The sequence below is a fragment of the Pantoea sp. Lu_F5_004 genome (assembly GCF_051136245.1).
Lineage (GTDB): Bacteria > Pseudomonadota > Gammaproteobacteria > Enterobacterales > Enterobacteriaceae > Pantoea > Pantoea agglomerans.
Genome location: NZ_CP194946.1, coordinates 2,597,942 through 2,612,180, shown reverse-complemented (window position 1 = coordinate 2,612,180; position 14,239 = coordinate 2,597,942). Strand labels below are relative to the sequence as shown.

The window sequence follows — 14,239 nt, the reverse complement described above, 5'->3', positions numbered from 1 at the left end:
GCGAGGCGGATTAATCATTTAACTTACTGATATAAAAATAAAAGAAGGGATTCATCATGAATAAAAAAACTATTTTCACGCTGGCCGTGGTCGCTGCGTTATTAACCGGCTGTGCGCGCACTGCGCCGATTCATAACGTGAATCAAACGCTCACTCAGCGTTATAGCGACAACCAGATGAAACTGGCGATCATCGAAGCGGGTATTGGCCGGAAATGGGTGATGACTCCCGTTTCGCCTGGCGTGATCAATGGTCGTCTGGCCCAGCGTGATTTCGTGGCGACTATTCGCATCACGTATACCAGCCAGAACTACCGCATCGATTATGTCAGCAGTGAGAACCTGAAAGCGGAGCAGGGCGAGATCCACAATAACTACAACCGCTGGATTGCCAATCTCGATCAGGATATTCAGTTACGACTCTCTGCTCTTGCCGCTCAGTAATGCGTACGCTGTCGCAATGATGTGTCGACAGATGATCAAAGCATAAAGATCTCCGGCAGCCGGCCGACAAATCAGATGAGCTGCTATTGCTGAACCACTGAGTAACCCTCTACCGTGAAGGCCTGATGCGGAATCGGCAGAGGGTTTCCCGGACGCACTTTTTTTGCAGAGGGCCGGGATGACGTCCCGATGAACGCCGACGCCACACATATGACAAAAAGAGTGTTGAGATGAGACTCGCTTACTCACTGGTCGACTGGCAGGCTCTGGCTCCGGGATTACACGGGGGCGAGGGCTGGCAGCACTGGGCGCAACAGGGCATCGTCATAGACCCTAAAGAGGCGATGGCAAAGCCGCAATTTTTACCGATGATGACAGCACGTCGTCTGAGCGGCGGCAGTCGTGCGGCGGTAGAGTGTGGGCTGGCGCTGCTTGCGCGTCAGCAGGTTGACGCTATCGTGTTCACCAGTCGTCACGGTGAACTGGAACGTAATCTGCGTATCCTCACTACGCTGGCCGATCAGCAGTCTATGTCACCCACGGATTTTGCCATGTCGGTTCATAATTCGGCGGTCGGCAGCCTGACCATTGCAGCCAAAGCACCACTGGTCTCCACCTCAATCGCCGCCGGAGTCGACTCGTTTCAGCAGGGATTGATCGAAGTCAGCGCGCTGCATCAGGCGGGTTATCAGCAGGTACTGCTGGTCGATTTCGACGGCATCGTGCCTGACTACTATCTGCCGTGGCTGCCGGAACAGCGTGTGAACTTTCCCTATGCGGTGGCGCTGCTGCTGCGCCCGGGCGACCAGCTGCACTGCACTGGCCGTCCTGGCAGAGAGGAGAGGGCAGACACAGGGTTACCGCAGAGCCTGCGCTTTCTGCAAGAGTGGCTGGCGAAATCGCCCACCTTCAGCCTGCCGGGCGAACGCCTGACATGGCACTGGGAGAGACATCATGGCTGATTGTTCACAACCGGCGCACTACACCGGCAGCCGCATGAACTATTGCTGGCGGCTGGTGATGACGGCGGTGAGTTTTACGCTGTTTGGCCTCGGCGGACTGCTGCTGTCGCTGATTGGCTTCAACCTGCTGCTGCTGGTACAGCGCGATTCGCTGCGCCGCCGCCTGCTGGCCCGACGCGCTATCGCCTTTAGCTTCCGCTGCTTTCTGCGATTCTGCCGGATGACCGGGGTCTATGACTACCGGATTGAAGGCGCAGAGCTGTTGCAACAGGATCGCGGATGCCTGATTGTCGCTAATCATCCATCACTGATCGACTACGTGATGATCGCTTCAGTACTGCCAGAGATGGATTGTCTGGTTAAGGCCGATCTGCAAAAAAATCCCTTTATGCGTGGGGTGATCCGCGCCGCGGACTATCTGATCAACAGTGAAGCGGAGACGCTGTTGCCGGACAGTCAGCAGCGACTGGCACGCGGCGACAATATCCTGATCTTTCCGGAAGGCACCCGTACCCGCTACGGTCATCCACTGACTCTGCAGCGCGGGGCAGCCAATATCGCGGTGCGCGCCGGATGCGATCTGCGCGTGGTTCACATCACCTGTAGCCAGCGTATGCTCGATAAACAGAGCCGCTGGTATCAGATTCCGCCGGTTAAACCGCTGTTTACCGTGCGTGTACAAACGCGAATCGACAGTCAGTCGTTTTGTGAAAGCAATCCCGATGCGCAGCCGCTGGCCGCGCGTCGCCTGACCCGCCATTTACAGCAGGCGCTGGTCCCCCAGAACAGGTAAGACGAAAACCGGTATGGATTCATTAATTAACGATATCAAACAGATGATTATCGACACGCTCAACCTTGAAGATCTCAGTCCCGATGATATAGAGACCGACGCTGCACTGTTTGGCGACGGGCTGGGGCTGGACTCGATTGATGCACTGGAGCTTGGCCTGGCAGTGAAAAATCGCTACGGCGTGGCGCTGTCCGCTGAGAGTGAAACCCTGCGCGCCCACTTTTTCTCTGTTGCGACGCTGGCTGCGTTCGTCAACCAACAGCGCGGCTGAAAGCGGAGACAACCTTATGATGAACAAAGAACAGATCTATCAGGAAGTAGCTTCGCTGCTGACCAGCCTGTTTGAAATTGCGCCTGAGGATATCCATCCCGAGGCACGTCTGTATGAAGATCTCGAACTCGACAGCATTGATGCCGTCGATATGGTGGTTCATCTGCAAAAACGTACCGGCCGTAAAATTAAACCGGAAACTTTCCGCGCAGTGCGCACCGTGCAGGATGTGGTGGATGCCGTGGAACAACTGATGCGCGAAGACGCCTGATCCCGCCGTGCCTGCTGCTACGCTTCGCCTGCTGAATCTGCTTACGCTGCTGGCCTGGCCACTGCTGGTCTGGCTGGCGCTGACCCAGCCGCGCTGGCAGGGGCTTTTCTGGCTGCTGGCGCTGCTGTTTGGCCTGCGCTGGCTGCAGCTGCGTCGTCAGCAAAACGCCATGGGCGCGGTCATGGGCTGGCTGGCGCTGCTCGGCGCACTGCTCTGTGTCAGCAGCCAGCTATTACGCACTCAGCATCTGCTGCTGTGGTATCCGGTGGCGGTCAATCTGGCGATGCTGCTGGTGTTTGGCGCCTCACTCTGGAGTGCGATGCCGCTGGTGGAACGCCTCGCCCGGCTGCGTGAGCCCGTGCTTCCCCCTGCGGCAGTGCGCTATACCCGCCGCGTCACCCAAATCTGGTGCCTGTTTTTTATCGGCAACGGCAGCATGGCGCTCTTTACCTGTCTGCTGGGCGATCTGCGACTCTGGACGCTGTGGAATGGCGGCATAAGTTATCTGTTAATTGCAGCGCTGATGAGTGCTGAATGGCTGGTACGTCAGCGCGTGAGGCGAAAAGCATGAGGGTGGCCGACTGGCTGACGGGAGACGATCGCGAGGTCGCCTGGCGCGGCGATCAACGCTTGATGCTCAGCACGATGCATTGTCAGGTCATGGCGCTCAGCCAGCGATTAGTAGCACAACCGGGCAGCCACTGGGCGCTCTGTTTTGATGACAGTTACCGTTTTTGTGTGGCGCTGCTGGCATGCTGGTATGCCGGTAAAACGCCGGTGATGCCGGGCCACTGCCGCGCCGCGCTGCTGGATGAGAGGCAGGATCGGCTGGATGGCGTGCTGTGCGACATGCCGCTGGCGGTCAGCCTGCCACTGCTGGCGTGGGACGACGCAGAAACGCAGGGGCCGCTGCCACCGCTGCCGGAGAGTGCAGAGCTGGTGCTCTTCACCTCGGGATCCACCGGCGCGCCGCGTCAGGTGGTAAAGTCGCTGGCGGTGATGGAGCAGGAGAGCCGCTGGCTCAGCAGCCTGTGGGGCGAACCGTTGCGGGGGTGCCGGGTCATCGCCTCGGTCAGCCATCAGCATCTCTACGGTCTATCGTTTCGACTTTTCCTGCCGATGACGCTCAGGCTGCCGTTTGCCGCCCAGCCGCTGTTTTACGGTGAACAGCTGGCCCGGCTTCCGCGCGACGTTCGCTATGCCTTTATCAGCAGCCCGGCCTTTTTATCGCGGCTGGACAGCGCGCTGAAAGCGCCCGCCTGTGAACTGATTGTCTCTGCCGGTGGCGCACTGCGCGAATCTGATGCGGAGCAGGTCTGGCAGCGCTTTGGCTGTCAGGTCAGTGAAATCTACGGCAGCACCGAAACCGGCATTCTGGCCTGGCGTCAGCGTGATCGGGCGGAGGCGCCGTGGCGCTGCTTCCCGCAGGTCAGGCTGGAGCAGGTGATGCCCGATCGCTGGCAGGTCTGGTCGCCGCTGATTGCCGGTGACAGCGGGCTGCAGCTCGACGATCGACTGACTATGCAGCCGGATGGCGGATTTCAGCTTGCAGGACGCCACGATCGCATCGTAAAAATCGGTGACAAGCGCATCTCATTAAGCGAGATAGAGCGCCGTCTGACCGACCTGCCGGAAATCGAGGATGCCGTAGCGCTGGTGGTCACGCGTCATGAGCGTCAGGCGATTGGCGTCGTGCTGTCGCTTAACAGCGCACTGGATGAGGCGGCTCTGCATCAGCGCAGGCAGCAGTGGAAACGCCAGCTGCAGCGCTGGCTGGAACCGCTGGCGATGCCGCGCTACTGGCGGATTGTGGCCACTATTCCGGTGACCACCCAAAGCAAACGCGCCTGGCCGCAAATAGAGGAACTTTTTCATGTTGCCGATTGAACGCAGCCGGGATCTGCGGGCTGACAGCGTCACGCTGACCCTGCAGATAGATGCCGGACTCTTCTGGTTTCAGGGCCACTTTCCGCATCTGCCCATTCTGCCCGGTGTGGCTCAGCTCGACTGGGTGATGCACTATGGGGTGTCACTGCTTGCGCCCGGCAAACAGTTTGTTGCCGTTGATAACATTAAATTTCAGCAGCCGGTATTACCCGACTCGCTATTGCAACTGCGTCTTGACTGGGACGCTGAAAAATCCCGCCTGAGTTTCCGTTACAGCCTGCTGAAGGACGACGGCGAGCAGACCGCCAGCAGCGGGAAGATCGCGCTGTGTTAAGCGCCCCGTTTTCACCCTGCGTGGTGATCCCCTGCTACAACCACGGCGCGATGATGGCGTCAGTACTGGCACGGCTGGCACCCTTTAATCTGCCGGTAATCGTGGTGGATGATGGTAGTGATGCGGCCACTCAGCTTCAGCTGGCGACGCTGCACGCCCCGCAGCTCAGCCTGCTGCGACTCGACAGCAATCAGGGTAAAGGCGCGGCGGTGATCCACGGTCTGCGGGCCGCGGCGGCACGCGGCTTCACCCATGCGGTGCAGCTCGACGCGGACGGCCAGCATCAGGCGGAAGATCTGCCGCTGATGCTGGCGGAAGCGGAGCGTTATCCCGACGCGCTGATCTCCGGTCAGCCGCTCTATGACGACTCGATCCCCAAATCACGCCTTTACGGTCGCTACATCAGCCACTTCTGGGTCTGGATTGAAACGTTGTCGCTGTCGATCCGCGACAGCATGTGCGGCTTCCGCGTCTATCCCCTGGCCGCGACGCTGGCGCTGTGCGCTCGCCGGGCCATCGGTCAGCGCATGGATTTTGACACCGAGATCATGGTGCGACTCTACTGGCAGGGAACCCGCAGTCGCTTTATCCCGACCCGCGTCACCTATCCGGCCAGCGGGCTGTCACACTTCGATGCGCTCTACGACAACCTGCGCATCTCCTGGATGCATACCCGGCTGTTTTTCGGCATGCTGCCGCGCATTCCTCGTCTGCTGGCGCTGCGCAAACCGCCGACGCACTGGTCTGTGGAAACGGAGCGGCGCGGACAGTGGGGATTACGTTTTATGCTGGCGGTCTATCGCTACGGCGGGCGCCTCCCCTTTACGCTGCTACTCTGGCCGGTAGTGGCGGTCTACTGGCTGAGCGGACAGCGCGCGCGACGCGCTTCCCGGCAGTGGCTGGCGCAGGTCACTACCGCCGCGCAGCAGCAGCAGATTGCGTTACCGCCACGGCTTAACAGCTACCGCCATTTCCTGCGGTTTGCCGGGGCAATGCTGGATAAAGTGGCCAGCTGGCGCGGCGATCTGCGCTGGGGACGTGATATCGATTTTGCGCCAGGCGCAGAAGCGGTGATCCGCACACCCACGCCGCAGGGCAAGCTGATTCTCGCTTCCCATCTTGGCGACATTGAAGCCTGTCGCGCGATGGCGCAGCAGGTCAGCGGGCTGGTGATTAATGCGCTGGTGTTTACCGACAACGCCCGGCGTTTTCTGGCGGTGCTGGAAACCATTGCTCCACAGGCGGGGGTGAATCTGATGCCAGTGAGCGATATCGGGCCGGAGACCGCTATCCTGCTGCAACAGAAGCTGGATGCGGGCGAATGGGTGGCGATTGTCGGGGATCGCACTGCGGTCAATCCGCAGCGCGGCGGCGAGCGGCGGGTGATCTGGAGCGACTTTCTGGGCCGCGCCGCGCCCTTTCCACAGGGGCCGTTTGTACTGGCGGCTGCGTTGCGCTGTCCGGTGCTGCTGATGTTCGCCCTGCAGCAACAGGGTAAACTGCGTATTCACTGTGAGCCCTTCGCCGATCCGCTGCTGCTGCCGCGTGCACAACGTCAGCAGGCACTGCAACAGGCGGTCGATCGTTACGCTGCGCGGCTGGCCCATTACGCACTGCTGGCACCGCTCGACTGGTTTAACTTTTTCGATTTCTGGACGCTGCCTGATCAACAGGCGCACCACAAGGAGTCTGACCATGACTGAACATCATGCTGAAGTCGTGCTGACCGTCTCATTCCACGACTGCGATCCCATGGGCGTGGTCTGGCACGGCAACTATTTCCGCTTTTTCGAAGTGGCGCGTGAAGCCCTGCTGCGCAGCATTAACTATAGCTATGCCGAGATGGCCGCCAGCGGCTACGTCTGGCCGGTGGTCGATACCCGGGTCAAATACCGCCAGCCACTGCGCTGCGAAGAGACAATTCGCGTCAGCGCCCGGATCACAGAATATGAGAATCGTCTGCGCATCGACTATGAAGTGCGAAATGCTGCCGGCCAGATCACCACCAAAGCGCATACTCTGCAGGTGGCGGTGGAGCAGGAGAGTCAGGCGTTGTGCTTTGTTTCACCCGATATTTTACTGGAACGTTTAGGAGTGAAAGGATGCTGAAAATTGTGCTTACCAGCCTGCTGCTGTGGGCCAGTGCCGCCAGCGCGGTCACGCTGGATCAGCTGCAGCAGCGTTTTGCCAGCCAGCCGGTGATTCGGGCAGACTTTATCCAGACGCGCACCATTTCCGGCATGCGTCAGCCGCTGGTCTCGCACGGGCAGATGCTGATCGCTCGCGAGCAGGGCTTATGGTGGCATCAGCAGACACCCTTTGTGATGACGCTGCTGCTGGATGATAAACGCATGGTGCAGAGCCTCAGCGGCCAGAAGCCTCAGGTGATCACCGCCGACAGTAACCCGCAGATGTTCCAGTTCAACCATCTCTTGCGGGCGCTGTTCCAGGCCGACCAGAAAGTGCTGAACGAGAACTTCAGCGTGGCCTTCAGCGATCGCGGCAACGGAGCCTGGACGCTGGAGCTGACGCCCAAAGCGGCGCCGCTCAACAAAATCTTCAACCGTATCTCGCTGGCGGGCAGCGCTTACCTGGACAGCATCAACCTGGATGATAAGCAGGGCGATAAAACGCAAATAGAGCTCAGCAACACCCGAATTGAACCGCCGCAGTTAAGCGACGAGGAGCAGGCGCGTTTTGCCGGGCCGTAACGATCGGCTGCTGGCCCTCCTGTGGCTGGCCCTCTGTCTGCTGCTGGCGGCAGCGCTCTCTTTTTTGCTGCCGCGCAGTCAGCTCAACAGCAGTGTGCTGGCGCTGCTGCCGCAGCAGAATCTGGGGGCGGCACCGCCTGCGCTGCAGCAGGGCTTTATGCAGCGACTGGATCGCCAGCTGGTGTGGCTGGTTTCACCCGGAGAGCAGGACGATCCCCAGGTCGCCGCCTGGTGGCTGGCCCAGCTGCGCGCGCTGCCTGACCTGAAACAGGTGCAGGGTGATCTCGACGGGCAGCAGCAGCAGCAGTGGGGACGCTTTGCCTGGCAACACCGTAACGGCCTGATCGATGAAGTGACGCGCGACCGCTTGCAGAACGGCGGCGAGGCGCAGGCTGACTGGCTGCTGGCGCAGCTCTTTTCGGCTTTCTCTGGCGTCAGCAGTAAAGAGTTGCAGGGCGATCCTCTGATGCTGGTGCGGGGTTCGCAGCTGGCGCTGGCACAAAACGCCGGGCGCATGACGCTGCATGATGGCTGGCTGACAGTAAAAGATGCACAGGGTCAGCAGTGGTATTTTCTGCATGGCGAACTGGCGAACAACGCCTTCAGTATGCAGCAAAGTCATGCGCTGGTTACCCGGCTCAGCGCGCTGGAGCAACAGCTTAAAAGCCACTGGCCGCAGGCGAAACTGCTGACGCGTGGCACGGTGCTGTTCAGCGACAACGCCAGCCAGCGTGCGCAGCATGACGTAAAAACGCTGGGCAGTGTGACGCTGGGGGGCGTCATCCTGCTGGTGCTGCTGGTCTTCCGTTCACTGCGCCCGCTGTTGCTGACGGTCACATCCGTGGTCATCGGCGCGATGGCGGGCACGGTGATGACGCTGCTTTGCTTCGGTGAACTGCATCTGATGACGCTGGTGATGAGCCTGAGTATTGTCGGCATCTCGGCCGATTACACGCTCTATTATCTCACCGAGCGCATGGTTCATGGCGATCAGCAGACGCCGTGGCAGAGCCTGCGAAAAGTCCGCGGCACGCTGCTGCTGGCGCTCGGGACCACCGCCATCGCCTGGCTGCTGATGCTGCTGGCACCCTTTCCGGGGCTGCGGCAGCTGGCGGTGTTTGCCGCCAGCGGCTTAACGGCTTCCTGTCTGACGGTGATTCTGATCTATCCGTGGCTGGTACGCGGATTACCGGTGCGTCCGGTACCGCTGATGGTGCCGCTGGCGCGCTGGCTTGCCGCCTGGCGTCGCCAGCGCGGGCTGCGCGTCGGATTACCGGTGGCGATGGCGATCTTTGCGCTGGCCGGTATCGCCCAGTTAAAGGTGGATGATGATATCGCCCATCTGCAAAGTGCGCCTGCGCATTTGCTGGAGCATGATCGCCAGCTGGCAACCCTGACCGGACAGCGCGCCGATCAGACCTGGTTTGTGGTCTGGGGCGATGACGCGCAGCAGACGCTGCAGCGGCTGGAAAAACTGGCACCGGATCTGCAGCAGGCGCAGCAGCAGGGCTGGCTGCAGCACTATCGTCTGCTGCCGCTGACGTCGCTGGCGCAGCAACAGCGGGATCTTCAGCTGTTGAAACAGGCAGCACCGGATATTACGGCCCGCCTGCAGCAGGCGGGTATCACGCTGCCGGCACCGGATCTGACCCCGATGCCGGTAACACCAGAGGCGTGGCTGGCGAGTCCGCTGAGTGAAGGCTGGCGACTGCTGTGGCTGACGCTGCCAGACGGGCGCAGCGGTGTTTTGATCCCCACCAGCGGCGTAAAAAACAGCGCTGCACTCGCGGAGCTGACCAAACAGCATCCGGGCGTCAGCTGGATTGACCGTAAATCAGGTTACGATTCGCTGTTCAGTTTCTGGCGCACCCTGCTGAGCGGGTTACTGGCGCTGGCGCTGCTGCTGATCACCCTGAGTTTTGTCCTGCGACTGGGGTTAAAGGCGGGCTTACGCAGCGCGCTGCCATCAGTGCTGTCGCTGGCGATGGCGCTGGCAACGCTGGGCTGGATCGGCGCGTCGCTGAACCTGTTTGCGCTGCTGGCACTGATTCTGGTGCTGGGCATTGGCATTAACTACACGCTCTTTTTCAGCAACCCGCAGGGTACGCCGCTGACCTCGTTGCTGGCGGTGTCGCTGGCGATGATTACCACCTTACTGACGCTGGGGATGCTGGTATTCAGCAGCACCAGCGCGATTGCCAGTTTTGGCACAGTGTTATGCAGCGGCATCTTCAGCGCTTTCCTGCTGTCGCCGCTGGCGATGCGACCCACCCGATCAAGGAGTAAACGATGATCCGCGCCGCTCTTATTCTGCTGACGGCTCTGCTGCTCAGCGCCTGTGCCGGACCTGCACCTGACAGCAGCCGTCCCACCGCCTGGCTGAAACCGGGCGTGAAGGTGACGCTGCCACCGCCGGGCATCCGTCCCGCCTTTCAGCAGCAGCAGTTGCTGACCGGACAGGTGAAAGGCCAGAGTCAGTCACTGCTGGTGCTGCTCAGCGCCGATGAACAGCAAATTGATCTGGCCGGCCTCTCCTCAGTGGGTATTCGCCTGTTCAGCCTGCGCTACGATGCCAGCGGTATTCACACTCAGCAGCTGATGCCGCTGCCGCAGATGCCGCCTGCCAGTCAGGTGCTGGCGGATATTATGCTCAGCTACTGGCCACGGGATCTGTGGCAAAAACAGCTGCCGCCAGGCTGGACGCTGCAGGATCAGGGGTTAAAGCGACGGCTGATCGATGCCGATAACCAGCTGGTCACCGAAATCGATTATCTGCAACGCGGTAATCAGCGCCAGCCCATCAGCATTCAGCAGCATGCGTTTGGCTATCAGATCCGCATTCAACATCTGGATGCCTTATGATTTACATCTCTGCCATCGGCATGCTGAATGCCCTGGGGAATAATACTCAGCAGATTGCGGCCAGCCTTACCAGGGGTGAGGCACCCGGCATGCAGCTGCGTCATGGCTGGCTGAGCGGTGACCGCGCCTGCTGGCTTGGCAGAGTTGAAGGTGATTTGCCATCGATTCCTGCTGCTCTGAGCGCGCACAATACCCGTAATAACCAGCTGCTGCTGGCCGCGCTGGCGCAAATCCGTCCGGCGCTCGACGCGGCGATTGCGCACTATGGTGCCAGCAGAGTGGCAATTGTGCTGGGAACCAGCACCTCGGGCGTGGATGAGGGCGATCAGCAGATTGGCGGCAGTCAGTCCGGTTATCACTATCAGATGCAGGAGCTGGGCGATCCCTCCCGTTTCCTGGCTCACTTTCTGCGCCTGGATGGCCCGGCCTATACCATTTCAACCGCCTGCTCCTCCAGCGCCCGCGCCATTATCAGTGGTGAGCGTCTGATCGCGGCGGGGCTGGCGGATGTGGCGCTGGTGGGCGGTGCGGACTCGCTGAGCCGGATGCCGATCAACGGATTCGACAGCCTGGAGTCGCTCTCTGAACGTCGCTGCACCCCTTTCAGCCGCGATCGCGACGGCATCTCCATTGGCGAAGGGGCCGCACTGATGCTGCTGACGCGGGAACCGCAGCCGCTGGCGCTACTGGGAGCTGGCGAATCGTCTGACGCCTGGCACATGTCCGCTCCCCATCCGCAGGGCGAGGGCGCTGAACGGGCGATGCGTATGGCGCTGCAACAGGCGAACCTGTTGCCAGAGCAGGTGGGTTATATCAATCTGCACGGCACTGCAACGCCGCTTAACGACCAGATGGAAGCTGCCGTGATTCAGCGTCTGTTTGGCAATGCGGTGCCGTGCAGCTCGACCAAACATCTGACCGGCCATACGCTCGGCGCAGCAGGAGTATGTGAAGCCGCTCTCAGTGCGCTGATCCTGCAAAACAATCTGCCGCTGCCCGCACAGGATTTCAGTGCGGCGGCGCAGGATGAGACGCTGCCGGATTGCGGATTGTTATTACAGCCGCAGGCGCTGCAACGGCCTGTCATCGCCTCTAACTCCTTCGCCTTTGGCGGCAACAACACCTGTCTGATTCTGGGACGCCAACATGGTTATTAATTCTCCCGCGGCACGCTGGCTGCCGCACGCTGCGCCGATGCTGCTGCTTGATCAGCTGATCGCCGTGGATGATGAGCAGGTCCACTGTCAGGTGTCGACCTGCGCCGGTGGCGTACTGACACCGTTTCTGACGCCTCAGGGTGAACTGCCCGCCTGGTTTGGCGTGGAAATGATGGCGCAAACCGTGGGCGTCTGGTCGGGCTGGCATGCAAAGCAGGGCGGCGCAACCCTTATCCCGCCCGGCATGCTGCTGGGCGGACGCGGCTGGCGGGCAGAGCGATCCCTCTTTCCCGCCAGTGTTACGCTGGATATCAGAATGACGCTGCTGATGCGCGATGACCGCATGGGCAGCTTTGAGGGCGACATTCATTACGGCACCCAGCGGCTTGCCAGCGGTCGCCTGAATACGTATCAACCCAATGAAGCAGAATTACAGCAATTGATGTCACAAGGAAATCAGCCATGACAGATTCGGTATTAGTGACGGGCGCCAGTAAAGGGATTGGCCGCGCGATTGCGTTGCGTCTCGCCCAGGATGGCTATCAGGTTATCGTCCATTTCAACCGTGACCGCGCAGGCGCTGAGCAGTGCCTGCAGCAGATCGAAACCGCAGGCGGCAGCGGCCGTGTGCTGGGATTTGATGTGGCCGATCGGGCGGCAACCCGCGCTGCCCTGGAGGCGGATATTGAGCAACATGGCGCCTATTATGGTGTGGTGAGCAACGCCGGTATCACCCGCGATGCGGCGTTTCCCGCCCTGACGGATCAGGAGTGGGACAGCGTCATCCACACCAATCTCGACAGTTTTTACAATGTGATCCAGCCCTGCGTGATGCCGATGATCGGTCTGCGGCGCGGCGGCCGCATTATCACCCTCTCGTCGGTGTCGGGGATAATGGGCAATCGTGGTCAGGTGAACTACAGCGCGGCGAAAGCGGGCATTATTGGTGCCACTAAGGCGCTGGCGATTGAGCTGGCGAAACGCAAAATCACCGTTAACTGCATTGCGCCAGGCCTGATTGATACCGGAATGGAGGGGCTGGAACCTCAGGTGATTGAGGAAGCGATGAAGATCGTGCCGATGAAGCGCATGGGCGCGGCTGAAGAGGTCGCCGGACTGGCGAGCTATCTGATGTCCGATATCGCAGGCTACGTGACGCGTCAGGTCATTTCTATAAACGGAGGCATGCTGTGATCCAGCGGGTAGTCGTAACCGGCATGGGCGGCGTAACCGCCTTTGGTGAGTCCTGGGCTGAGGTTTCGGCACGGATCCGTGCGGGCCGCAATGCGGTGCGCTTTATGCCGGAGTGGCAGATCTACGACGGGCTGCATACGCTGCTCGGCGCACCGGTGGATGACTTTGTGCTGCCTGCGCACTACACCCGCAAGCGTATCCGCGCCATGGGCCGCGTTTCGCTGCTGGCAACGCGCGCGACCGAGCTGGCGCTGACCCAGGCGGGCCTGATTGACCATCCGGTGCTGACCAGCGGAGAAACGGGTATCGCCTACGGTTCTTCCACCGGCAGCACCGGGCCGGTCAGCGAGTTCGCTACCATGCTGACCGAAAAGCACACCAATAATATCACCGGCACCACCTATGTGCAGATGATGCCACACACCACGGCCGTCAATGCCGGGCTCTTTTTCGGCCTGCGCGGCCGGGTGATCCCGACCTCCAGCGCCTGTACCTCTGGCAGCCAGGCGATTGGCTATGCCTGGGAAGCGATTCGTCACGGGTATCAGACGGTGATGGTGGCTGGCGGCGCAGAAGAGCTCTGTCCGTCGGAAGCCGCGGTGTTTGACACCCTGTTTGCCACCAGCCAGCGTAATGACGCGCCGCACACCACACCTGCACCTTTTGATCAGCAGCGCGATGGTCTGGTAATTGGAGAAGGGGCGGGCACGCTGATCCTTGAGTCGCTGGAACATGCCCTGGCACGCGGTGCAACGATCTACGCCGAGCTCACCGGTTTCCATACCAACTGCGACGCCGCCCATATTACTCAGCCGCAGCGGGAAACCATGCAGATCTGCATCGAGCGGGCGTTGCAAAGCGCTGGTATCACGGCCGCAGACGTTGGTTATGTAAATGCGCACGGCACCGCCACTGAACGGGGTGATATGGCCGAAAGTCTGGCGACGGCGGCGGTGTTTGGCGAAACGACACCGATCTCCTCGCTGAAGTCCTATTTTGGCCATACGCTGGGTGCCTGTGGGGCGCTCGAAGCCTGGATGAGTATTGAGATGATGCGGGAAGGGTGGTTTGCGCCAACCCTGAACCTGACGCAACCGGCAGCAGATGGCGGCCAGCTGGATTACATCATGGGTGAGCCGCGTGAGCTTGAAACCGACTATATCCAGAGCAACAACTTTGCCTTTGGTGGCATTAATACTTCACTGATTTTCAAACGCTGGCGCGGCGTCTGATCTCAGGCCCGTGCCGCGCTGGCACGGGCCAGTTTATTTTTCGGACGAAAGAACCGGACGATAATCAGCCTTTCATCTACACTGTCACTCACCGCATCACAACCCGGCGGCCCATGTTTTTC

General features: G+C 60.5%; 17 protein-coding genes. All 17 read left to right on the top strand.

Annotation, left to right across the window (positions count from 1 at the left end; all coding sequences use genetic code 11):
* Positions 1-56 precede the first annotated feature (56 nt).
* Positions 57-443: a lipoprotein gene (locus ACR8BN_RS12125; RefSeq protein ID WP_033771404.1), complete on the top strand. Its 387-nt coding sequence runs from the start codon at positions 57-59 to the stop codon at positions 441-443.
* 230 nt (positions 444-673) lie between these two features.
* Complete coding sequence (locus tag ACR8BN_RS12120; RefSeq protein ID WP_425023929.1) at positions 674-1,405, top strand: beta-ketoacyl synthase chain length factor; 732 nt, start codon at positions 674-676, stop codon at positions 1,403-1,405.
* Positions 1,398-2,198: a lysophospholipid acyltransferase family protein gene (locus ACR8BN_RS12115; protein ID WP_062757363.1), complete on the top strand. Its 801-nt coding sequence runs from the start codon at positions 1,398-1,400 to the stop codon at positions 2,196-2,198. Before ACR8BN_RS12120 ends, ACR8BN_RS12115 begins: the two co-directional genes overlap by 8 nt.
* Positions 2,199-2,211: 13 nt before the next feature.
* Positions 2,212-2,469, top strand: coding sequence for a phosphopantetheine-binding protein (locus ACR8BN_RS12110; RefSeq protein ID WP_010669816.1), 258 nt, complete (start codon positions 2,212-2,214; stop codon positions 2,467-2,469).
* Between the two features lie 16 nt (positions 2,470-2,485).
* Positions 2,486-2,740 (top strand): acyl carrier protein, encoded by a 255-nt coding sequence (locus ACR8BN_RS12105; protein WP_010246453.1) that lies wholly within the window; start codon positions 2,486-2,488, stop codon positions 2,738-2,740.
* Positions 2,741-2,747: 7 nt separating this feature from the next.
* A complete protein-coding gene (locus ACR8BN_RS12100) occupies positions 2,748-3,311 on the top strand; it encodes a hypothetical protein (protein ID WP_208443822.1) in 564 nt (187 codons plus the stop codon).
* Positions 3,308-4,627: an AMP-binding protein gene (locus ACR8BN_RS12095; protein ID WP_434747588.1), complete on the top strand. Its 1,320-nt coding sequence runs from the start codon at positions 3,308-3,310 to the stop codon at positions 4,625-4,627. Before ACR8BN_RS12100 ends, ACR8BN_RS12095 begins: the two co-directional genes overlap by 4 nt.
* The gene (locus ACR8BN_RS12090; protein ID WP_191938243.1) at positions 4,614-4,961 is read left to right on the top strand and encodes a 3-hydroxyacyl-ACP dehydratase FabZ family protein; all 348 of its coding nucleotides are present in this window, start codon (positions 4,614-4,616) and stop codon (positions 4,959-4,961) included. The genes ACR8BN_RS12095 and ACR8BN_RS12090 overlap by 14 nt, the downstream gene beginning before the upstream one ends.
* Complete coding sequence (locus tag ACR8BN_RS12085) at positions 4,955-6,664, top strand: glycosyltransferase family 2 protein (RefSeq protein ID WP_434746970.1); 1,710 nt, start codon at positions 4,955-4,957, stop codon at positions 6,662-6,664. Before ACR8BN_RS12090 ends, ACR8BN_RS12085 begins: the two co-directional genes overlap by 7 nt.
* Entirely contained in the window at positions 6,657-7,070 is a 414-nt protein-coding gene (locus tag ACR8BN_RS12080; RefSeq protein WP_031594668.1) for an acyl-CoA thioesterase, read from the top strand. Before ACR8BN_RS12085 ends, ACR8BN_RS12080 begins: the two co-directional genes overlap by 8 nt.
* Positions 7,064-7,672, top strand: a complete 609-nt coding sequence (locus ACR8BN_RS12075; RefSeq protein ID WP_010246442.1) for a LolA family protein — start codon at positions 7,064-7,066, stop codon at positions 7,670-7,672. The genes ACR8BN_RS12080 and ACR8BN_RS12075 overlap by 7 nt, the downstream gene beginning before the upstream one ends.
* Positions 7,659-9,965: an MMPL family transporter gene (locus tag ACR8BN_RS12070; protein ID WP_434746969.1), complete on the top strand. Its 2,307-nt coding sequence runs from the start codon at positions 7,659-7,661 to the stop codon at positions 9,963-9,965. Before ACR8BN_RS12075 ends, ACR8BN_RS12070 begins: the two co-directional genes overlap by 14 nt.
* Positions 9,962-10,534, top strand: coding sequence for a DUF3261 domain-containing protein (locus tag ACR8BN_RS12065; RefSeq protein ID WP_039387464.1), 573 nt, complete (start codon positions 9,962-9,964; stop codon positions 10,532-10,534). Before ACR8BN_RS12070 ends, ACR8BN_RS12065 begins: the two co-directional genes overlap by 4 nt.
* Entirely contained in the window at positions 10,531-11,691 is a 1,161-nt protein-coding gene (locus tag ACR8BN_RS12060; RefSeq protein ID WP_193585362.1) for a beta-ketoacyl-[acyl-carrier-protein] synthase family protein, read from the top strand. Before ACR8BN_RS12065 ends, ACR8BN_RS12060 begins: the two co-directional genes overlap by 4 nt.
* Positions 11,681-12,157, top strand: a complete 477-nt coding sequence (locus ACR8BN_RS12055) for an ApeP family dehydratase (RefSeq protein ID WP_010246435.1) — start codon at positions 11,681-11,683, stop codon at positions 12,155-12,157. Before ACR8BN_RS12060 ends, ACR8BN_RS12055 begins: the two co-directional genes overlap by 11 nt.
* Positions 12,154-12,885: a 3-ketoacyl-ACP reductase FabG2 gene (locus ACR8BN_RS12050; protein ID WP_010246433.1), complete on the top strand. Its 732-nt coding sequence runs from the start codon at positions 12,154-12,156 to the stop codon at positions 12,883-12,885. Before ACR8BN_RS12055 ends, ACR8BN_RS12050 begins: the two co-directional genes overlap by 4 nt.
* Positions 12,882-14,117 (top strand): beta-ketoacyl-ACP synthase, encoded by a 1,236-nt coding sequence (locus ACR8BN_RS12045; RefSeq protein WP_181882715.1) that lies wholly within the window; start codon positions 12,882-12,884, stop codon positions 14,115-14,117. Before ACR8BN_RS12050 ends, ACR8BN_RS12045 begins: the two co-directional genes overlap by 4 nt.
* Positions 14,118-14,239 lie beyond the last annotated feature (122 nt).